This window comes from Eubacterium sp. AF22-8LB (assembly GCF_003458715.1).
In the GTDB taxonomy this organism is placed as follows: Bacteria; Bacillota_I; Bacilli_A; order Erysipelotrichales; family Erysipelotrichaceae; genus Holdemanella.
In genome coordinates, this window is the sequence record NZ_QRVI01000001.1 from 117326 (window position 1) to 140623 (window position 23298).

General features: G+C 31.7%; 17 protein-coding genes, 1 pseudogene, 1 riboswitch and 1 other annotated feature. Of the genes and pseudogenes, 8 read left to right on the forward strand and 10 right to left on the reverse strand.

Annotated features, from left to right (window positions below; all coding sequences use genetic code 11):
• Positions 1-64 precede the first annotated feature (64 nt).
• From DWY01_RS00580 to DWY01_RS00600, 5 genes are all read right to left on the reverse strand, one after another.
• Entirely contained in the window at positions 65-1510 is a 1446-nt protein-coding gene (locus DWY01_RS00580) for a helix-turn-helix domain-containing protein (RefSeq protein ID WP_117992407.1), read from the reverse strand.
• Between the two features lie 342 nt (positions 1511-1852).
• Entirely contained in the window at positions 1853-3196 is a 1344-nt protein-coding gene (locus DWY01_RS00585) for an ABC transporter permease subunit (protein ID WP_147332138.1), read from the reverse strand.
• A 23-nt stretch (positions 3197-3219) separates the two neighbouring features.
• The gene (locus DWY01_RS00590) at positions 3220-4311 is read right to left on the reverse strand and encodes an ABC transporter permease (RefSeq protein WP_147332139.1); all 1092 of its coding nucleotides are present in this window, start codon (positions 4309-4311) and stop codon (positions 3220-3222) included.
• A 4-nt stretch (positions 4312-4315) separates the two neighbouring features.
• Positions 4316-5194 (reverse strand): ABC transporter ATP-binding protein, encoded by an 879-nt coding sequence (locus tag DWY01_RS00595; RefSeq protein ID WP_117992410.1) that lies wholly within the window; start codon positions 5192-5194, stop codon positions 4316-4318.
• Between the two features lie 549 nt (positions 5195-5743).
• Positions 5744-6907, reverse strand: coding sequence for an MFS transporter (locus tag DWY01_RS00600; RefSeq protein WP_158553621.1), 1164 nt, complete (start codon positions 6905-6907; stop codon positions 5744-5746).
• 503 nt (positions 6908-7410) lie between these two features.
• Here DWY01_RS00600 and DWY01_RS00605 point away from each other — a divergent pair.
• On the forward strand, positions 7411-8631 hold the full coding sequence (locus DWY01_RS00605) for a helix-turn-helix transcriptional regulator (RefSeq protein WP_117992412.1): 1221 nt from the start codon (positions 7411-7413) through the stop codon (positions 8629-8631).
• Between the two features lie 180 nt (positions 8632-8811).
• Here the strand turns inward: DWY01_RS00605 and DWY01_RS00610 are convergent, their stop codons facing one another.
• From DWY01_RS00610 to DWY01_RS00620, 3 genes are all read right to left on the reverse strand, one after another.
• The gene (locus DWY01_RS00610; protein ID WP_117992413.1) at positions 8812-10422 is read right to left on the reverse strand and encodes an ABC transporter ATP-binding protein; all 1611 of its coding nucleotides are present in this window, start codon (positions 10420-10422) and stop codon (positions 8812-8814) included.
• 132 nt (positions 10423-10554) lie between these two features.
• Positions 10555-11652, reverse strand: coding sequence for a helix-turn-helix domain-containing protein (locus DWY01_RS00615; protein WP_117992414.1), 1098 nt, complete (start codon positions 11650-11652; stop codon positions 10555-10557).
• 92 nt (positions 11653-11744) lie between these two features.
• Entirely contained in the window at positions 11745-13376 is a 1632-nt protein-coding gene (locus DWY01_RS00620) for an ABC transporter ATP-binding protein (RefSeq protein ID WP_158553622.1), read from the reverse strand.
• A 144-nt stretch (positions 13377-13520) separates the two neighbouring features.
• Between DWY01_RS00620 and DWY01_RS00625 the strand changes: the two genes are divergently transcribed.
• The 7 genes and pseudogenes from DWY01_RS00625 (at position 13521) to DWY01_RS00655 (ending at position 19560) form a co-directional block, all read left to right on the forward strand.
• Positions 13521-14783 (forward strand): hypothetical protein, encoded by a 1263-nt coding sequence (locus DWY01_RS00625; RefSeq protein WP_117992416.1) that lies wholly within the window; start codon positions 13521-13523, stop codon positions 14781-14783.
• 83 nt (positions 14784-14866) lie between these two features.
• Entirely contained in the window at positions 14867-15235 is a 369-nt protein-coding gene (locus DWY01_RS00630) for a hypothetical protein (RefSeq protein ID WP_117992417.1), read from the forward strand.
• A 39-nt stretch (positions 15236-15274) separates the two neighbouring features.
• A riboswitch (TPP riboswitch) is annotated at positions 15275-15374 on the forward strand.
• Positions 15375-15490: 116 nt separating this feature from the next.
• Positions 15491-16300: a bifunctional hydroxymethylpyrimidine kinase/phosphomethylpyrimidine kinase gene (thiD, locus tag DWY01_RS00635; RefSeq protein ID WP_117992418.1), complete on the forward strand. Its 810-nt coding sequence runs from the start codon at positions 15491-15493 to the stop codon at positions 16298-16300.
• Positions 16297-17460 carry a putative hydroxymethylpyrimidine transporter CytX gene (gene cytX / locus DWY01_RS00640; protein ID WP_117992419.1) on the forward strand — a complete coding sequence of 388 codons (1164 nt, stop codon included), beginning with the start codon at positions 16297-16299 and terminating at the stop codon, positions 17458-17460. The genes thiD and cytX overlap by 4 nt, the downstream gene beginning before the upstream one ends.
• Before the next feature lie 111 nt (positions 17461-17571).
• Positions 17572-17810 (forward strand) — a binding site (T-box leader).
• Positions 17811-17851: 41 nt separating this feature from the next.
• A pseudogene (locus DWY01_RS00645) lies at positions 17852-18358 on the forward strand (branched-chain amino acid transport system II carrier protein); the annotation flags it as partial.
• Between the two features lie 10 nt (positions 18359-18368).
• Complete coding sequence (locus DWY01_RS00650) at positions 18369-19265, forward strand: site-specific integrase (protein ID WP_243001928.1); 897 nt, start codon at positions 18369-18371, stop codon at positions 19263-19265.
• On the forward strand, positions 19228-19560 hold the full coding sequence (locus DWY01_RS00655; protein ID WP_040466342.1) for a hypothetical protein: 333 nt from the start codon (positions 19228-19230) through the stop codon (positions 19558-19560). The genes DWY01_RS00650 and DWY01_RS00655 overlap by 38 nt, the downstream gene beginning before the upstream one ends.
• Before the next feature lie 641 nt (positions 19561-20201).
• On the opposite strand, the gene guaA is transcribed toward DWY01_RS00655, so the two are convergent.
• The gene (gene guaA / locus DWY01_RS00665; RefSeq protein WP_117992422.1) at positions 20202-21749 is read right to left on the reverse strand and encodes a glutamine-hydrolyzing GMP synthase; all 1548 of its coding nucleotides are present in this window, start codon (positions 21747-21749) and stop codon (positions 20202-20204) included.
• Between the two features lie 48 nt (positions 21750-21797).
• Positions 21798-23297, reverse strand: a complete 1500-nt coding sequence (locus tag DWY01_RS00670) for an HAD-IA family hydrolase (RefSeq protein WP_117992423.1) — start codon at positions 23295-23297, stop codon at positions 21798-21800.
• Between the last annotated feature and the right edge of the window lies 1 nt (position 23298).

The following is a 23298-nucleotide window of genomic DNA, read 5'->3' on the forward strand; positions in this document are numbered from 1 at the left end:
TTTCACATGTATTCTTTTTTAAAAGCTACTATTTAAGTACTCTTCCGCATCCATTATTTTAAGATTAATATGTCAAAGTAACTTCCCAATAACCATTTTTCGGCGATCCATGTCGTATAAGAATACCAAGCTCTTTTAATTTCTTAATATTACTTTCTATATTTCGACTGGCAATGCCTATTCTATCAGCCAGTTTAATAGCTGATAATTGATTATCTTCCAAAAGCAGTTTAATAATCTTTTGCTGCGTATCGTTAAGTTCTATTTGTTTTTTTATTCCCGATACTTCTCCGATGCTTCTCCGATGCTTCTCCGATGTTTCTCCGATGTCTCTGCTTTCTTTCATCATCGGAAATGAATTACGGAATAATTCTACACGAAACATATTATCGAACTCCTGAAATCTAGGTTTCGGAAGTCCATACTCTTCAGCAGCGTTCAGGATTCTTTTTATTCCACTTCCCCATGCCTCAACGAGTCCCATTTGGCTAAATATATTGGCAATGCCTTTATTACGAATTTTCGAATGACCATTCATGACTTCCTCATAAGTCAATCCGTTATATAAGCCTCCCGGAGATGTCACTTCCAACCTGTCATCATAAATTGCAACCTGAATACAAGATTCATCCAACAGGTTACGATGGCAATGGGCATTAATGATCATTTCTCTGATTGCTTCCGGTGGTAGCTCATATCTCTCTTTTCGCACCAATCCGTCGATCGTTGCTCCGAGTCGAATGTTTCTCAATACAAAATCTACAGCTTCTTCGATTTGTGTATAAATCGGTCCTTTAAGTTCTCTCTTATCCAAGAATACCGCACGATCTGTTCCTTTGAACACCGCACATTGCGTTTTTGAAAACGAAAAATAATCTGATGTCAACAATGCATAAGCATTTGTTGCCAGAAGTTGTCCCTCACTCTGCTTTAAGATTTTCCAATTTATAAGTTGTTCTTTATTTACAGAATGATCCGGCATTCCTGCTTTTTTTCGGAACCTTTCAATATCCTGACAAAGCTTCTCCGTAGCATCTTTTGAAACAGGATAACCTACACAGGTAAGTTCATCCCATGAGATTCTAGCACCTTCCATTTCCAGCTCTTTTATCTTCTCCGGAAATGCCAGTCTTGATGTACCTGCCACACGTATATAAGTACCATTGTCTTTTCCCTTTGATTTCAGATAATACGGTCTGTTTTTCCCCGCTTCTACAGATACAACAACAACTGTTTTGCCATCTACTGTCTGTGGCTCAATATCAGGAATAATCTGAGGCACACAGGAATCAGAAACTGCATTAGCAATTCCATCCATCAATTGAAACAACACATCATTTTCAACACCAACAATTTGATGTGTTTTATCATCCACTCCAACAATCAGCTTACCACCTTGGGTATTGGCAAAAGCTACGATTGTCTTCATGTACTTTTCACTTTTATCTGGTAAAGTAACTTTATATTCAATATTTTTCGATTCTCCCGAAAATATAGTGTCTTTCACCATTATTTCACTCCTAATCTATACTCACACCATTGGTGCGAATAATTCTATTTCCAGAGTAAATTTCTCTGTATCATCAATATCATTATACGTTCCAGCCTCCTTTCCTAGCAAGTAAGAAAAAAACGTTTGTATTTTCAATTATGCTCATGGCCGATCAACATATAGTGTACAATTACCACATATTTTGCACTCGTTTTGGAGTCATTGTGAGTACATATTGAGTACAAGAGTGCGTCAGTTTAACACAATTCGATGAATTATTAGTGTCATTGTTTGATTATAATGCAAATATGTTTTTTTTATACTGCAACAAGAATGGATAATAATTCATTATGTCATAATCTATTTTACATCACTTTTATTAAATATCACCAAGGTTGCACAATACATTAGAATAGACCATACTACTAACATTAATACTGCATTTAGTGATGTCTGTGTTCCATTTCCTACTATCACAGTTAGACTGGCAAGAATACTAAATGGATTTAACATAGGAAAGAATTCGATTGAATATGTTATTTGTTGAGAATATATGTGAATAAGCACAATGAATAATCCTAATGCATAGCTAACCCATGATTTTCTGACAGAAATTGAGCACAACAATCCTAAATTTACTGTAAATATTATTTTCATCATCCCTAACCCCAAAGATAGAATTAAAGGAATAAAAATATATGTATTCTCCATATTAATAGGCACATAATTATCCATCGAAATAAGGTGCTCATAAAACATAGAATTTGCATATCCATAATTGTAAGAAGTCAGATTTGTTTTAAAGCCAACAAAATTATTCCAGTCAATCAACATATATGAGTTTAGCCCATCAAATCCATGTCGAAATCCTAGAATCAGCGCAGGAACAAACAAAGAGATAAATATTATCAGGGTATAACTGATTCCTATTTCTATAATTCTTGATAGTAAAAATCTGTTTGAGCTTCTTGAATTCAAATAGGATAACTCAAAACTTTTACTTTGCTTTTGCTGCCAAATAACAATTAATGTATAAAAAACACCAATTGGAATAACCATCAATGAAAATAGACTCCCTAGACGTAATTGGCGGCACAAATACATCCATGGACCTTGCGCAATATTCAATATATTTTTATTGTTTGCTGTTGCTATTTCATGAAATGCATTCTGAAGATTCATATAGGTATGATGATATGCATCTTCATAATCTCGGTTAAAGAACTTTTGCATGTCATTTAATAACGATGCATCAAAAGATATATCAGGATATCCTATTTTAGCAAGTTCATCTTTAAACACCACTTGACTTAACTGCTTATCCGTTTTTGCGAAACAATCCATTTCAAACATCTGATTCCACAAGTCATACTTCTTTATATCAGGATAATTTTCAAATCCTTTAACGCCCTCTTTTTTTAAACAATCAATTGCTTCATTTGCATTTTTACTCTTCCAATTTAAATATTCTTTATAATTATTTAACACTTCAACCTGTTCAGGTTTTATTGTTTCACCCAATTGTTTTTTTATAACATCGATTTGAGAAATTGAGTTTTGACTCTCTGCAATCAATTGCTCATTATAAATGATATTCCTTTCCACATCATTCTCCAGGTTTAAAAAGTTCATTGAAAACATATTTACTATCAAAAAGATCAATAAGCATACTAAGCTAGCTTTGCTCCTTAAAATACTTTTCATCTCATATTCCATATCTTTTTCTCCTAATTTGCCCCATTTAGATCGATTCTTTCTAAATATTTAACCATACAAAAATGAATGATTACGATTAATAAAATAATAATCCAAAGAATCAAAGAATTTATTGAGAAGATAGAACTAAATAAATTAATGTCTGTTAATAAAACGAGCAGACATAGACAAGGAACTAATAGACTTATACCACTGTTTTTTGTAAGAAGTGAAAGCACTTGAATCATAGTTGATAGAAAAGCTAGTAATACGATTGTTATCATTAAATTATTCATACACCATATGCTAATAGGCACGAATGTGTTTTTAACTATAACAAATACTTCATCTCCTAAGCCATAAGCGAAATATCCTAATACAAATAAAATACTGATCATCATCAAACTCATAATCATTGTAGCTATTGATGTTACAATTGTTCTTGATAAATAAATTTTCGTTCTTGAACCCGTCATTGTGAACAGTAATTTATAAGTATTTGATTCAAAATCTTTAGACCAGCAGTCAAAATTAGATAATATGACACATGCAAGTATTACAATAATTGGGATCCCACCAAAAACAAAAAAATTAGATAACATATAATATGCTGTTGGCATTTTTTCGTATACAAAATCGTAGAATTGATTTTTCATATACATATCTTGAAGTTTGATTCGATTTTTTAGATCTCTTTCATCATTACGCAGCATGATTGAATATGATGAAAGATCTCCACCTTCATCAATCACTTTTTGAAGGAGCTTATCTCTTTTTATCATTGTTTCAGCGATACAATGTGCGTTTTCATGTTCAAGATTATAAGACACCAGTCTGCAATTTTCTAAATCTGCCTGCCAAAAATCTCTGGATTTTTCTAGTTTCTCTGTGTCTTCACCAATTTCTTTCATCCTATTAATCTGCTCTGTTATTATTTTAGATCTAGTTGCATCTGAAGTCACCATTTGCTCGTAATAATGAACTTGACTCGAAATATAATTATTGTGCTTTGGCACAAAGTAGAAACAAAAAATCAAAATCATAGAAAGGCATCCTACGATAAAAATGCCTATATTTCTTTTTGAAAAGAAAATACGGATTTCATTATAAATCAACGTTTTCATATGCTTATCCTTGGTATAAATTTTGATAATATTTCTCCAGATCTTCTCCTTTGTCTTCAATCGAATAAATAGAAATATTATTTTTAACTAATAAGTTGATTACGTTAGAAAAATCATTATCTGAACCACATTCTAATCTTATATATTCGTTATCGTTCGTTACAATATAGTCTTTTAAAATCTTTTGTGCATATTGATTATCTGAAGTTTTGATACACGAAATATGTTTTTGATGAAGCTCGTCTATTGTCTTATGTGCAATAAGCTGACCATCTTTTATAAAAATAATTCGATCTACTAACTTATCTACTTCACTTAATTGATGACTCGATAAAAGAATACTTGTACCATCATTACGTATATCCAGAAGTTTCTTTCTTAAATCAATAATAGCCTGTGGATCCAATCTATTTGTCGGCTCATCCAATATAAGCAGTTTGGGCTTGGTCATCATTGCCAACGATAAAATCAAACGTTGTTTCATACCCATGGAATAATGCCTAACTTCTTTTTTCAATTCACTATTTAGGCCACTAAAATCTTCCATTTCTTTAATTCTGTTTTTATCCAGTTTTTTCCATTTTGCGACCATTTTAAAATGATCCTTACCTGTAAGATTGGGATAAAGAGCTGGATACTCGATACTAACACCCATGTTAGATAAAGCATTTACCCGATCTTTATCTATGTCATATCCATTAATTGTTATTTCACCTGAAGTTGGATGATATAAACCAGCAATACACTTCATTATGGTAGATTTACCTGAACCGTTAGGCCCAATCAATCCTAATATTTCATTTTCATTAATACTGAAAGAGATATCTTTTAAAATATTTACTTTGTTTATTGATTTAAACAATCCATTTACCATTAAAACCATAGTGCACCTCCTTTGTGTATATTTTATATAAATTTATCATAACACTTTTCTAAAGTCACAAATATAACAAATCATTCTGTTTCAATCCATCTTCATTAAATTCAAAATACATCATCATAGGCTATACTCCTTCTTAAGGTAATTCTATTTTATCATGGATCAGCTGGCATATTTTTGAACAAGAGAAATAATAAAATGAGTGCCTTTTCATACCTTTTACGTACCTCAAGGTATTAAAAAAGCTAGAATGTACTTTATATAAAGCACTTCTAGCATATATTCTTTATTCAAACTCAATTTTGTGTACTTTTAAATCCATGCAACTTATACATTATATGGTTATTTATACAATTATTTCTTGTATTATTTTATATTCCAAATCTTTTATGTATATTTTGTACTCATTTTGGAGTCACTGTGAGTACATATTGAGTACAAGCATTTTAATATCTAGTACTATCACCATTAAAGAATGGGAATGAATCAGCCTAACACAATAAAATATGCAATGGTCAAAAAATTATCAAATATCCGTTGTTTAAAGAAAAATCATATTTTTTTGGCCAAAATAGAAGTTATAAATAACAAACTCAAACAAATCATTCCGCAGTATAAAAATGTTGTAGAGAATCCATATATATCAGAAAAATGTCCAACCAATGGAGAAATAAGCATGCCTGTTACAGCAATCAATAAACTACGTAAAGAAAGAATCGTACCACGATTTGTATCTTCTATACTTTTTTGAAGACATGAATTGTATGAAATATTATTAATGCTCATTAAACTTGCACAACAAACATAAAGTAGCCAGGATAATAATATATGTCCTTGAAAAATAGACATTATTATAAATAAAGCAACTATAATAAAAGGCAGTTTTCTAACACTAAAGTCATATCCTAATTTAGAATTGATTTTTTGAGCACAAATTCCAAATACCGATTGTGAAAACATTACACAACTGAACATAAAACCAATTACGTTTTCAGTGATGTTATGTGACTTTAGTAATACAGAATAATAATCCTCATAAGGAAGGAAGCATATTGCTAAAATTGCAGGTAACAGAATCAAATATATAACTTTGTAATTTAAAAAATCAAAACCACGAAAAAATCGAAAACACTCTTTATGTTCTTTTATCTGATTGTTATTGAACATCCGTGTTTCTTTAAATATAAATATAAAAATAAAGCTTATAATTTGTATAGCGATATCAAAGTAGAATACAGTAGCATAGCTATATCTAGCCAAAAAGCCACCAATTATACTAGACAATCCAATACTACAATAGAACAATATTTTATCAATGCCCATATAGTAATCCATTTTATCTGGACAACATTTTAAAATAGACTCACTAAAAATACAGTCAGTAGTTCCGGATAAAAACGCAAAAGAGATTCCTCGTATGATAGAAATCAATAATAAGGAGTTATATGAACGTGTAATAAGAGTAGAGATCAAAAAAGCAATTAGTGAAAACTGCCCAATAAAAGCACATGTTTTCCTACCATATTTATCAGAAAAAACACCACTCGGAATCTCAAAAATAAGTTTTGAAATCTGATAAGCTGAAATGATAAATCCGATTTGTGTTAAAGATATGTTTTGTTGCTTAAGAAAAAGCGCATAAATAAAGCTTAATGGTGATAAATTCGTTAAAAAATCAAATATTAAGAATAAACATATATTTCTTTTATACTCCATTTGCATTTTCCTCCAATAAATTCTTTATAAACAATTCTATTAGGTTAATAATTTCTTTTTGGCTTGATTGATTGTTTTCAATGGCAACCACTACCACATGTTGGTTTAAGTAACATGATTTACATATATAATCATTCGTATAATATGCTACTTCAGCATTCTATCAATCATTTTCACCGTTAATATTTTTAAAATATTTTCCAATATCAATCTTATTTATACACGCTTTAAACAAATATTTTAAGAAATGTTTCCTTATTTATGCTTTTTAAATTATTTTCAAATTAGCAAAAAAGCGCTAACAGCATAAAATCAATAATACCTTTCAATTTTATAAGTATTAAAAATGACTTTTTTGATTATGACAAGCGACTCTTTTGAACATTTCAAAAAAAAAAATAGTTTTTCATTGATAGTAAAATATTGAAATTCAATTTTTTGAAAAGCAGATCTATGATAAAATCGAATATATATTATAAATATTTTTTTGGAGATGAATGTATATGGTAAATTACGGTAAATATATAAAAATCAATCGATATCTACAGAAAAAATCAATCTCAGAATTATGCGATGGAATATGTACCCCTTCAACATTGAGTAAAATAGAAAATAACAAAAGTAATATTAATCCTAAGATTATCAATCAAATATTAGAAAGGTTGAGTAATATAAATATTGATATTTTAGAGTCAAATACAAATCGTCTTAAACCTGTAACAGAGTTATTTATACAAAGACTTATGTTAAATTTGGATAGATCAAATTTAATGGCAAAAATAGAGGAGGAGCAATTTAATTATCTTCATTCGGAATATATTCTCTTTTTTTATACTGCAAAACTCTTTTCTAACTTTGATTTATATCATATAAATAATCAAGATATTGATGAGAAAATCTTAGATTTGATAAGCGAAGTGATTGAGTTTGGGGATTTTAACGAGTTATATTTTTATAATTTATTAAAAATTATAAGATACAAGAATACCAATAATAGACTCAGAGATTTTGAAAAAATTATTGATGGAGACAGATATGGATGGTTGAACTATTTTTATTGTGATACCTTATTTCATAGTGGGAACATAAACGAATCTTATATGGGCACAAAAAAATGTTATGAATTGGCTTGTGAAAACTGTAATATCAATCTAATGTATGGCTGTCTACTTCTCTTGGGACTATGCTCTTTGGAATTAAGCAATACTAATGAATCTGTAAAGTATTTTAAAAAGCTTGAAAATCTTGCTCCATTTATGAAATATGATATTAATTTTGTCATCAATTATAACTTGGGAGCAACTATGCTTGAAAAGAAAAACATAGAAAAAGCAAAATATTATTTAGAAGCATTAGAAGCAAATAAGTACAATTATTCGCTAAGCTCTTTTTTTGTAGTTCATAAACTTGGATATCTATATACCGAATTAAAAAAATATGAAAAAGCAAATTATTATATTAATTGGATAAATGAATTCGCCTCAAAGCAAGATAGTAAAATATCAAATCTTTTAAAGAAGATATCAGATTCATTGACTATTAAGTTAAAAGAGCCTAATTATTTATGTAATAAAAAATACCAAGAAGATATTGAGTTTATTTTTCAAAATAGCCAAAGTATATTTTCATATGGATTTCAAAAATTTTATCTAGCTGATCTAGAGGAAGTGTACTTAATTCAAAGAAGATATAAGGAGCTTTATTACATATATAAAAACAGATAAAAGTCATGTGCATCAATCATTACCAAAACTTTAATTTTTTTATAATTTTGGTAATGATTTTTATGTTTCTGAATTATTGAATATTCCATAGTGGCAGAGTCAACACGAAATATTCAGGTAGCAGGTAGATACCTGGAAATAGATTTAAATACGTTTTAAAATACATGATACTTATTCTTCTTAAAAGCTACTATTTATATATTCTTCTACATCCATAGATACAATCTTTTTGTTTTCAAACAGTAAGACTTTATCGTATAAAGAAACTGTTACTTTATGTTCAATAGATAGTACTGTAAGATCTGGATTGGATAAAATGAATTGATGTATTCGATCTGAATTTGTTTTATCGATTGCAGAAAAAGCCTCATCCAAGAAAAGCCATTTTTTATTTCTGTACATTGCTCTTGCCAAACAAATACGTTGCTTCTCTCCACCGCTTAAATTCAAATGTTCAAAATCAAGATTGTCTCTTTCCTTATCAAATATTGATTCTAAATTAAATATAGTTACTAAATCTTTCAAGGAATATTTACTCATTTTCCTTCCTAAAGTAATATTTTGTTCAAAGGAAAACGGTAATAAGTCATTGTTTTGATTCACATAAGAAAACTTATCGGCATATGTGCTAAATTGAACATCCTTCAAATCCTTATCGTTCACATAAATGCCATCTGCTTTCTTCTGCTTTGTTAAAATGTCTAAAAACGTACTCTTACCATCTCCACTTTTTCCAATGACTAAATACTTTTTTCCCTGATCTATTACCAAATTATTTAAATCCAATATTTGACGAACACCATAAGAATAACTTAAATGCTTAATCTTAATGTGATGAATTTGTTCATCAAAAACAATGGGTTCATTTTCTTCATAACATATTGAATTATCCAACAGTTTTTGTAGAACCGGCTTAGAAGATTGAATCATATTTCGAAGATTTGCATAATTAACGATTGGCATGATCACCATATTACTAGCTTGTGCAATTCCTAATAATTGTCCAACTGTTAATCGATTATAATGTATTAATACAATGCCAAAGAGCAATGTCAAAAAAAACATGGCTTGAGAAATAAAAGAATTTATAGAAGTAAGTATTTTTATAAATCCATTATTTTTTAGAGTACTTTGTTCTAAATTCTTATTTTCAATGTCCAGACCGTCACAAAATACTTTTTCCAAATTTAAAATCTTTATATCATTAAAACAACGACACAGATTTTTAATAGAACAAAGCCATTGCTTCATTGAATCCAAATAATTCATTTGATTCTTCTTTAAACTGTTTTTAAAAATACTATTTATAAAAATCGTTATAAAAGCACAAAAGAGCAGAAACATTAATATTTCTACACTTAGATTTGCGATATATAGACTTCCCAATATCAATGAAATGGTTAATGAGAACACATTTAATTTTGAAGAAACATAATTATCAATTACCACATTCACTTCATTATTAAATTCATTCAATATCTCACTGCTATCCTTTTTTTGAAACGATTCTATATTTCTGGAAGCATACGATTGATACAAATTTTGATTAAAACTATAACGTATTTTATTCTTCAACACCTCAACTACATATTGTTGCAAAGAGGAAACAATTAAATAGACACCTAAAAATACCAATACGATCACTATAAGGCTTGAAATTGAATTTAGAAGATGATCATCAAATATATAGCTCATTAAGATTGATTTCAATAGATCCACTACTGAATATGAAACAATGAGAATAAGCGAAATAAAATATAATACTTTATGATTCTGAACAAGTTTAAACATAAATAACCCCTTTTCCTTATGGTTATTATTTTTCAAGACAAAAGAAAAGACAAGAAACTGTCATTGAGAAATAAAGGAGTTTCTTGTCTATATTAAGTTCAATTTATCGTGTGATCTTGCACAAAACTAATATTAAATAAAATTATTTGCGACACAAATCTCTTTATATTTATGCAAGTATTCACAATTTTTTATGAATAAAAATTTAAACAAAGAAGAATCATTCTTTAATTCTTTTAATCGATTCTGATAGTCTAAATTCAATTGATAATCCTCATTTAGCATCATAGAGAAAACATCAATATAGCTAGAATCATCTAATTCTTTGATTAATCTTTTTGCGTCGAGTATATTTTCTTTTAGAATTGTATATACAAATAAAGCCTCTTTATATTTGACTGCAAAAAAGGCATCCGTACATGATTTTAATCCTTTCTTTAAATATTGATTTCCCTTTTCCATACAGTCCTTATGCTGTATCATAGTTGCTCCTAGATTAAAAAAAGCCAACATTTTATATTGTGAGTCATACTGAGCCGCACTTGTATAATATTTTTCAGCTTGATTTAAATCTATATCAAGACAAAGCCATCCTAATGAGCAAAGGATTTCCGCAATCAATTTTTTATTACCTAATTCCACCGCATAATTTAAACATGTTTTGTACAGATCATATGCCGCAAAAGTCTTTTTTTGATACGCATATAGATTGGCTTTGGCCTTCAACTTTCGTATAAATATCCATTCCTCATTATCAGATAGTTCCATATTTCCAGAAGATAATCTAAACAAATTTAAATATTCTCTTTGCGAATCATCCATGTATGAATAATACGCTTCCACTTCAGCAAGTGATATATTGATTTGAGAATTCATTTCGGAAGCATACAGTAAAAACAATTGATATTGAACAAATAAACAGGATGACACAACCTCATCTTTATATTCCAACAATTCATCCATTACCTTAAATATTTTTGAATCCGATGACATAAAGTATTTAAAGAAAAGATCCAACATCTGTTTAATTTTTTCTTCTTTAATTGTATCCATCGTAGAAATCCCTAATTTTTTAAACAACAAATTGTATATATCATCATTTGCGACCAAGATATTATTTTCAATTTTAGAAAGATATGAAGGAGAACAAACCCCATGTGATAAAGCTTCTAATGATATGTCTAACTCTTTTCGTTGTTTCTTAATCAATAATCCTCTGTAATCATTCATGCACTGCCCACCTACTAATCCAAAAAGTAATTCATTATTTGTTCCTAATTATATCACGAATTGAACCTCATCACTGAATGTTGAAAGAGGTTCTAAATACGTCCCTTGTTTTTTAAGCTAAAGAAGTCCCCTTTATTTTTCATAAGTTCTTCAAATGATCCCTGTTCAACAATCCGTCCTTGTTTAAATACAAGAATACAATCAAACTTCTTTAGTGTTTCGTCAAAATATTTATGTGTTACATATAATACAGTTTCTTCTTTTAAATCCAATATTCGATTTTCAATTTCGATGGCCGTCTGTGCATCTAGACTTGCTGTTATTTCATCACACAAAAGTACCTCTTTTAAATGTGCGATCGTACGCGCAATCCCTATTCGTTGAACTTGCCCACCAGAAAGATTACTTCCATCCTCACAAATATTCTGGTCTAATTTAAATTCTGGTAAATCTACAAATTCCATACATTTTAACAGTGTTTCATCTGTTTGTACAAGCTCCATATTCAAGTTATTTCGGATTGTGTCATCAAATATATGACTTTCCTGATGAATCATAGAAACATTCTTAGAATCCAAAACACTCACATTTCCTTTTTGAACTGGATAATATCCTAAAATCATTTTTAAAATTGTAGATTTTCCAGAACCACTCGGACCAACAATCGCATACTTTTTCCCCTTTTCAAATTTGAAAGATAAATCATCAATAATCATCTTACTTTCAGTATAGCCAAAAGATACATGTTCCAAATAGATATTTCCATCATAGTTCGACACAAACTTATTTGCCTGTCCATGAGAATCGATAATATTCAGTAATTTCGAATTCACGTCCGACACCGACTTAAATCCAGCAAGATTGCTTGAAATATCATTTAAATTCGAAATAAAATTATTAGAAACATTTACAATTGGCATCATATATATCATATCTAAATGTCCATATAATATCATCAATCCAATCACCAACATGAAAATCAATTGAAAAGTGGCCGCAATACAATTAGCCCAGTTTCCCGTCAAAGATATTGCCATATTTACATTTCTTTGTTTATATTCCATGTTTTCAATCCATTCTTTTCCTTTATCCACGAACTGTTTTAGAACGCCCAAATCCAATATGATATCGAAATTTTGAAATATCTCCTTTAATTTTGAATTATATATACCTGAATAAGAAGACAATTGGTTCGAATACTTTTTCAATCTTTTTTCCATCATCTTCGGCACCAAAAGTGTTGCTACTGCAATCACAACCATCATGAGTCCTACAAATACATGAATACGAAGAATGTATATTAAAATAATAACAGACACAATGATATCGACAATCATACTTAATATTGGATAAAAGTAATATTCATCTACCATTTTTATATCATTGGTAAATAGAGATAACTGATTTCCTATCTTCTCTTTTTTAAACGTAGAATACGATTGATTCATCAAACTAGAATAGAGCTCTTCACCCAAATCTGTTTTTAATTTTTTCCTATAAGTTGACTTCATTATTGAATTAATAGAAGTCGTCATCAATGTATATACAAGAAATAAAACACTTGCAAAAAGACATGTACCTGCTTTTTCAAAATGATTATTAAATGCAACATCCGATATTAATTGGATTACATACGCCAAAAACAAAGGTACGACACCCGCAAATAAACTAGTACACAGTGTACCTATAAAATATTTTTTATTTCTCAATATATATCGACACATTCTCATCCATCCTCTACTTATTTAATAGTATATACCTACCACATCCCGTTATCTTTCTTTTTTAACAATTTGCTTCAACAATTGATTCTTCTATACATATATGAAAAGTGTTAAAATTAAGTGAATTATGAAGCGAGGAATACTATGCATTATTTAAAAATCAACGATTCCGATAAGAAGAAAATTGGATACCTAATCCATCTATATCGAACTCAACAATTTAAACATCTATCGCAGAATTCTTTTTTGTTAAATGAGTATAATGAGCCAATATGCACTCGACAAACACTTAGTAAAATAGAACAGGGTATTATTATTAAAAACGACTCTATTTATGAAGAATTACTAAAAAAGGTGAATCTAAAATTCAATACAGATTATTGTATTGAAGAATTCCTACCAACTTCCATTTTTTTCGATTTATTAAATGCTTGCGATTATTATAATTTAGAAAAGCTTATATCCATCTCTGAATCCTATATAAAACAATTAAATCCATTCAAAGAATACATTTTCTTTCATGAATACTACGAGTGTTTCAAATGGATCTACACCTATTATTCCTCATTTGAACTTCCGACTCTTCAAAGTACTGAATATATTATCTCCCTAAAAAACATTATCAATTCTAACCTCTATGAGGTCATGATGGATCTAGTTTTTAAAAAACGAACAATTAGTGGAATTTATGATTTTTCCTATTTTGATTTTAAAAATTCAAACAGCATGATTAATCGTGGAAACCATATGATGATTTTATATAATCAATCCAAATTGTCTGAAATGCTTGATTATTGTCAAGATTTAGAAGAGGAATATTCCAGTAAAAACAATTACATTCGTCTTCTCGACATTTATTCTCTAAAAGGATTTGCCTTTTCAAATACAGAAAAAGAAAAATTTGAAAAATTAGTTTCTCAAATAAATCATACAGTAGAAGCACACAATTCAAACATACCTAAAATTAAAATATCTCAACTTCTAAAGAATATCGGTCTACAAGCCTTTAGAATTGATATGTACGATATAGCCATAAATTATCTTGAACAATATATAGCTATGGATTCACCTTATGCGAATATTGTAGGTATCGATTTATGCATTTCTTATCAAAAGACAAATAAAATCAATCAACTTAAATCCTTTATACAATCCAAAAAAGTATACAAAGGTGATAGCCAATACGAAAATCTTTTGAACTACTTCATTTTGAAATATAAATATCAAACTGACAATGATGAACTATCCTATTTTATAGTGAATAAAGTACCTATTATAATCGATAATACTATGGGGAAATATAAACAATTCTTTTATGAAGAACTAAGTATGCTTGTCGAACAAACCAAGCGTTATAAAGACTTGAAAACATATTTAGATTCAACCAGTGATATGTTACCAATTTGAAAAAGGAGCAGCAAAGAGGTAATGATTGTATTTTCATCAGTGGGCATAATGAACATGTTGCAAAATGGGGAAGTTATGACTCTATGGGGAAACTGTTATCAAATCAATATAGATATTATGTGATTGGAACAAACTTCTATAAGACAAGATGCAATTTACCTGAAGGAAATCATAAACGTACCATACAGACATTTTATTCTCATGATCCACTTGCAAAAACAGCGAAATTAGCCGGCTTTAAAATGTGCTGGATTGATTTTTCTTCTCTTGAAGAAGGTACAGAAATTAAAAGGCGTGCAGATGCATATACCTATATGGGAACGCTAGGAGAACGCTACTCTATCATGAATCGCTTTCTGCCTCCTAGCTATCGCATGTTTCAGCCACCCACAACGCTTTATGACAGTATGATTTATGTCTCAAATGCATCACCAACAAAGATTATTGAATGATTATTGATTTACATGTTACAAAGGAACTATAATAAACATGTTGAAAAAATGGGGAGCTGAGTGGCTGAGAGTAGGTTCGACCTTGACCCTGAAACCTGATTTGGATAATGCCAACGTAAGGATGATATCTTTATTGTATGTTAGCTGCAGATTAGGTTTTTCTGCAGCTTTTTGTTTTTTGATCAGAATATGGCGGCAAATTGGGGGCACCACCTTATGTCGCATTAAAAAAGTAATGCAGGAAGGAGATAGAAAATGAAAACAGCATTAACAATCGCTGGAAGTGATTCCAGCGGAGGCGCTGGTATCCAGGCGGATATCAAAACAATGTGCGCAAATCACGTATTTGCGACGAGTGCAATTACAGCACTAACGGCACAGAATACATTAGGTGTTACAGGAATTATGGAAGTAACGCCAGAATTTCTTGGAGAGCAGCTGGATGCAGTCTTTACAGATATTTATCCAGATGCTGTGAAGATTGGAATGGTTTCTAGTTCTGATCTGATTCGTATGATTGCTTCAAAACTGCAGGAATATAAGGCAGCTAATATTGTTGTGGATCCGGTGATGGTCGCAACAAGCGGCGCAAAACTTATTAGTGATGATGCAATTGAAACATTGAAAAAAGAATTGTTGCCTTTAGCAACAGTCATTACACCAAATATTCCAGAAGCAGAAGTTCTAGCGGATATGAAGATTGCAAATGAAGAAGAAATGATTATCGCTGCTGAAAAAATTTCTAAGAAATTTGGATGTGCAATTCTGGTAAAAGGTGGTCATCAAATCAATGATGCAAATGATCTGTTGTATAGAGATGACGCATATACATGGTTTCATGGAAAACGTATTAACAACTCTAATACACATGGAACAGGATGTACATTATCCAGTGCTATCGCATCCAATCTTGCAAAGGGATATGATTTGGATACATCCGTAAAACGTGCAAAGGATTATATCTCTGGAGCATTGAATGCAATGCTTGATCTTGGTAACGGATCTGGACCAATGGATCATTCATTCGCAATTGATAATGAATATGCAAAGGAGAATGTTCAATGAAGAAAACTTCTTTGTTTGAAAATGCATTGATCTGGTTTGGTGCAGGTGTTTCTATTGCAGAAATACTGACAGGTACATATCTTGCACCTTTAGGATTGAAAAATGGTATTTTAGCCATTGTGGCTGGACATGTCATTGGCTGTATCTTATTGTTCCTGGCTGGTGTTATTGGTGGGAAAATGCGCTTAAGTGCGATGGATTCTACAAAGATGAGCTTTGGACAGAAAGGTTGTCTTTTGTTTGCGGCATTAAATGTACTGCAGCTTGTTGGATGGACAGCAATCATGATTTATGATGGTGCACTTGCGGCAGATGGTATTATGCATACAGGTGCATGGATCTGGTGTTTGATTATTGGTATCTTGATTCTTGTATGGATTGGTGTTGGTATTACAAACCTTGGAAAAATCAATACAGTTGCGATGGTTGCTTTATTTGTTTTAACTTTAATGCTTAGTAAATTTATCTTCTTTGATGGAAACAGTGCAGTTGTATGTACAGAAGCAATGACGTTTGGTGCGGGTGTTGAACTTGCAATTGCGATGCCTTTGAGCTGGCTGCCTTTGATCAGTGACTATACACGTGAAGCGGAAGATCCTGTGAAGGCTAGTTTAGTTAGTAGTATTGTGTATGGAATCGTTAGCTGCTGGATGTATTTGATTGGTTTAGGTGCGGCTTTATTTACAGGAGAATATGATATTGCACAGATCATGTTGAAAGCAGGTTTGGGTATTGCGGGATTATTGATCATTGTATTCTCTACAGTTACAACAACATTCCTGGATGCTTATTCTGCAGGTATTTCTAATGAATCTATCGTGCCAAAGTGGAATGGAAAACACGTAGCAATGGTTGTAACTGTTGTTGGTACAATTGCGGCAATTGTATATCCAATGGATAATATTACTGATTTCCTGTATTTGATTGGTTCTGTATTTGCTCCTATGATTGCAATCCAGATTGCTGATTTCTTTATTCTAAAGAATGATAAAAGAAATGTAGAATTTGATGTACTGAATCTTGTATTATGGCTTGTCGGATTTGTTGTGTATCGCTGTTTTATGCAGATTGATACACCTGTTGGAAATACAATTCCATGTATGATCATTACAATTCTGTTAAGTGTTGTAATTCACAAGATTACCAAAAAGAACAATTAAAATATAGATTTATGAAAAAATGAAAAAGGATGGAATGGAATTCTTGAAAATGGACTTTATTCGATCCTTTTTATATTGACGGTACATATTTGCTTCAGTATAGTTGAAGTATCAAAGGCAATGACGAAGAGCACTGTTTTGCTAAGAAACTAATAAGAGAGTCCGACATTTGGTGAAAGCGGATAGTGGAAACAAAATCAGTAAATCACTTCTGAGCTTGTGTGCTGAAATATAGTAAGTATACACCTAATAAATCACGTTACAGGTTTCGGACTTGTTGGAGTCTAGTAGAGTGGCATAGTTTTCTATGCAAATTGAGTGGTACCGCGGATATCAGATTCGTCTCATGATTTGGGATGAATCTTTTTTTGTGTGCTGGAGGAAAAAAGAAATGAAATTAAGCAAAAAGAATATGGTGGTTATCAGTTTTATGTTGTTCTCACTGTTCTTTGGAGCTGGAAATTTAATCTTTCCACCATTCTTAGGACAAAATGCAGGAGAACATACGTTTACTGCGATGGCTGGTTTTTTATTAACAGCGGTTGTATTGCCAGTGCTTGGTGTCATTTTTGTTGCTAGATTTGATGGATTAGATAAGTTAAGTGGAAAAGCTGGAAAACGTTTTGCATTCATATTTACAGTATTGATTTATCTTTCTATTGGACCTGGTCTAGGTATTCCGCGTGCAGCTTCTGTTCCGTTTGAAATGGCAGTTTCACCATATTTGCCAAACGATGCAAATCGTACGCTATGGATGGTTTTATACTCTGTTCTTTTCTTTCTTGTTGCGTTATGGCTGTGTTTGAATCCTGGTAAACTTGTGCAGCGTATTGGAAGGGTATTAACACCTAGCTTATTGATTTTGCTTGTTCTTTTGTTTATCAGTTTTGTGACAAAAGGAAATGTCAATGGAACATCGTATTAAAGAAAATACGTTGATGACCAAACAAAATATCTTTTATCATCATATCGTTCCCTATCTTGGTGAAATGAAACTAGATGAAATTACTCCAAAAGATATTATCCATTGGCAAGATCAAGTCATGAAAGATAACAACTATAAACAGACGTATCTTAAAACGATCCATAATCAACTCAGTGCTTTATTTAATTATGCTGTTAGATTTTATGGATTAAAAAACAATCCTGCTAGACTTGCCGGTAACATGGGTAAAGAAGAAGTTAGTGAAATGAAGTTCTGGGCTAAGGAAGAACATCTTACTTTCTCTAGAGCAATGATGAATAAAGAAGAAAGTTATCATGCATTTGAAATCTTGTATTGGTGTGGCATACGTCTTGGTGAGCTGCTTGCCTTAACAGCTGAAGATTTTGATTTTGAAAAGAAAACTTTAAGAATTAACAAATCCTATCAGCATATTAAAGGTAAAGATGTTATCACAACGCCTAAAACTAGAAAAAGTAATCGCGTATTAACACTTCCTGATTTTCTATCCGATGAGATGCAAGATTATATCTCTAGACTCCTCTACTTAAAAGTTGATGATCGTATCTTTACAATCACTAAATCCGGTCTTCATCATGAAATGGATCGAGGATGCAGAGAAACCGGTGTTAAAAGAATACGTGTCCATGATTTAAGACATTCCCACGTATCTATGCTGATTGAAATGGGATTTAGTGCTGTAGATATCGCAAATCGTGTTGGACATGAAAGTGTTAAAGTAACCTATCGATACGCGCATATGTTTCCTAATAAAGATCTAATGATTGCTAAAAAATTAAACATTTCAAGAAATGGTGAAAAAGATGAGCAAGAAGAACCTGGATCAAAATGGGAGACTTAGAAACGTAGTTGTAGGATTTAGAATGTCTGAAGAAGAAGTTGATCTGCTAAATCGTAGAGTTCTAATTTCAGGACTCACAAAGCAAGAATTTATAATCAACTCTATACTAGGAAAAGAAGTAACAGTTTATGGCAATCCATATGTATTCAGAAGTCTACAAGATGAACTTATTAAGTTTATCAAACTTTATGGCAAAGGATTGGAAGATGAAAATGATGATGAAATGCTTGAATTAACACTAAAAACGATACTTGCGATGCGAAAAAAAGGAAAGACAGAAGTTTATCCTGTGTAAGCAAACTCTCACGAAAGCCTTATTTTAAAGGCTTTTTTAATGTTTTTACGAACCTGTAAACCGTGGTTAACCTCCGATTAACAAGTTGGGCTATTTTTAACCAAAATCACCCTATTTTGACTCAAAAAGCAGTCAATTTTCGTGATTTTTGCCTGAGCTTTTGAAAAAACGTCAATTTTGGACCCTTATGAAAGCCTTTAGTTAAGGCCCTAAATACAAAATACGTTTTCAAAATGTTTTCAGCACCACTTGAGACATTAAAAAAAGCCCTTGAATAAAGGACTTTTTCAACTTTTGATTGATCATTTGTAGCCGATTCCCCGTATTTTTCGTAAATATCCTCCCGCCATATTCGTTGATTTAACACCAATTTTTACTTTCTTTTTTCAGTATTTTTTTCGATAATTATCTCAAAGGTTTCGTATAGGATAATTTACTTTTATTAACGGAAAACCGCATAAACACAAGGCTTCTCGATACTTTCTTTTGTTTTTTTACCAAACAAAAAGACCCTGCATTTTTTCAACGCAAGGTCTCATTTTTTATTTCTTATTTAGTTTTCTAAGTAGTTCTTAGATCAGTTCCCATGGAAAATGAAAATTACATATTCGTGGGGATTGATGTTGGATTCTACATTGATATTATTCGAACTCGATTGTTCCAGGAGGCTTACTAGTAAGGTCATACATTACACGGTTAACCCCACGAACCTCATTGATAATACGAGACATAACTTTATTTAATACTTCATATGGAATCTGAGCAGATTCAGCAGTCATAAAGTCAATTGTATTAACGGCACGTAAAGCGATGGCATAATCATATGTTCTTTCATCACCCATAACACCTACTGAACGCATGTTTGTCAATGCTGCAAAGTATTGACCGATTGAACGATCCAATCCAGCATTTGCGATTTCTTCACGATAAATGGCATCTGCATCTTGGACAATTTTTACTTTTTCTTCAGTAACTTCACCAATGATACGAATTCCTAAACCAGGTCCTGGGAAAGGTTGTCTGAATACTAAGTATTCAGGAATACCTAATTCCAAACCAGCTTTACGAACTTCATCCTTGAATAAGTCACGTAATGGTTCAATGATTTCCTTGAAATCTACATGATCAGGAAGTCCACCAACGTTGTGGTGAGATTTAATTACAGCAGATTCTCCACCTAAACCACTCTCAACAACATCTGGATAAATTGTTCCTTGAACTAAGAAATCCACTTTTCCAATTTTCTTAGCCTCTTCTTCAAATACACGAATGAATTCTTCACCAATGATCTTACGCTTTGCTTCTGGTTCTTCAACACCCTTTAGCTTTTCATAATATCTTTGTTGCGCATTTACACGAATGAAATTTAATTCATATGGACCTTCTGGACCAAATACAGCCTCTACTTCATCCCCTTCGTTTTTACGAAGTAAACCATGATCAACAAATACACATGTCAATTGGTTACCAATTGCTTTTGATAATAATACAGCTGCAACAGAAGAGTCTACACCACCACTAAGGGCACATAAAACTTTTCCATCTCCAACCTTTTCACGAATAGCTTTAATTTGTTCTTCAACAAAGTTATCCATTCTCCAGTCACCACAGCATCCACAAACACCACGAACGAAGTTGTATAACATTTTTGAACCTTCTTGTGTATGTAATACTTCTGGATGGAACTGAATAGCATATAATCCTTTTTCTGCATTTTCACTTGATGCACAAGGACAATTATCTGTATGAGACGTAATTTCAAAACCAGGTGCTACCTGTGAAATATAGTCAAAGTGTGACATCCAGCAAATTGTTTTTTCAGATACACCCTCAAAGATTTTAGAAGAAGTCTTATCCACAAGAACCTCTGTCTTACCATATTCACGGTGATCTGCTTTTTCTACTTTTCCACCCAATACATGCATCATCAATTGTGCGCCATAGCAAAGGCCAAGAACTGGAATACCCAATTCAAACAATTCTTTTGAATATGTAGGTGAATCTGGTTCATAACAACTATTTGGTCCTCCAGTTAAGATGATTCCCTTTGGATTCATAGCTTTGATTTTTTCTAAATCTGTTTTATATGAATAAATTTCACAATATACATTGCACTCACGAACACGACGTGCAACCAACTGATTATATTGTCCTCCAAAATCAAGAACAATGACTAATTCTTTTTTCATTGCGTCCTCCTAATGTTTCCCTAAACAATATTATAAAGTAGCAACCAATTATTTACAACGCTTTAAATAATCAATTACCCCATTTAAATCCTTACACGAATCTTGAATATATTCCTTCATCTCGTCATCTGGCGCAATCTGATCTTGAATAAAGATGGAATGCATCTTCGCATTGGCCGCTGCCATAATTCCATGCTTACTGTCCTCTAACACTAAACAATTTTCTGGTTCCATCCCTAATCTTTCAGCAGCTGCCAAGAAAACATCTGGAGCCGGCTTTGATTTATATCCCTCTTTAGAAGAAACAATCACATTTGGACTTAACACAAAACCAGCATGCGACAAGAACTTTTTGATAGCCTGAGGATGCGAACTAGAAGCAACCGCATAAGGAATCTTATTCTCTTCAATATACTCAATTAGATTCTGCAAGCCAATCATGTTAGCACTACCTGGCTCTTTAAAGTATTTAAAGAAATAATCCACGCGCTCTTCTTGAATTTCTTCCATAACTCTTGTCACACCTGGATACATCATTTCAAACTCTGCAACCTTTCTTGAATCACAACCAATTAATGGCTCTGGAAAATAGTCTGGACAAGAAACACCCAATTCTTTAGCCTTCTCTTTAAATTCATCCTTAAACATAATTTCCGTATTAAACATCAAACCATCCATATCAAAGATGACCGCTTTAATTTTTGGCTTTCTAAAAAACTCAATCAAACATTGCGTACCCAAATCTGCCATGCCACGATCCATTAAATCCACATATTCTTCGATAACACGATTTACACCATACAAAGGAAAGCTTGCCTCTTGTACCGCAATCTTTAAATCCTTCACAAAATGCTTCACATAAAAACCAGGCGCATAATCATTTTCTAACATCTTCTTACCTTGAAAATCCAATTGTTTAGATCCCGCTGCTCCATTACGCAAGAAACGATATACAAAAGATTCATCCACATCTTTACAATTCAAATATGACATGGCTTCACAAATACCTTGTAGCGTATTCGCAATCATAATTTGATTTGCCATCTTGACATGTTGTCCACAACCTGCCAAACCACAATATTCAATTTGTGTTCCAAACGCTTCAAAGATTTCTTTATTCGTTTCAAAATCCTCTTTATCTGCACCAACCAATACAGTTAAAGTACCATTCTTAGCTCCCGTATCTCCACCAGTGACTGGCGCATCCAATACATGAACACCCGATTCTTTACCTTTTGTATATAATTCTTTAGCTAATTTTGGACTTGAAGTTGTAAAATCAATACAAGTTTTACCCGCTTCAATACAACCAAAAATCACATCATATACTTCTTTAACATCACTAGGAAAACCGACCATTGTACAAACTACATCTACATTGGATGTCAAAGACTCAATCGATTCTTCTAAAATAGCACCTGCATTTTTAGCTTGTTCTACCCTTTCTGGATGTCTTGCGTATACATGCACTTCATACCCCTTATTCAACAAATGAATCACCATTGGCTGGCCCATAATGCCAGCACCTATCCAACCTATTTTTCTCATT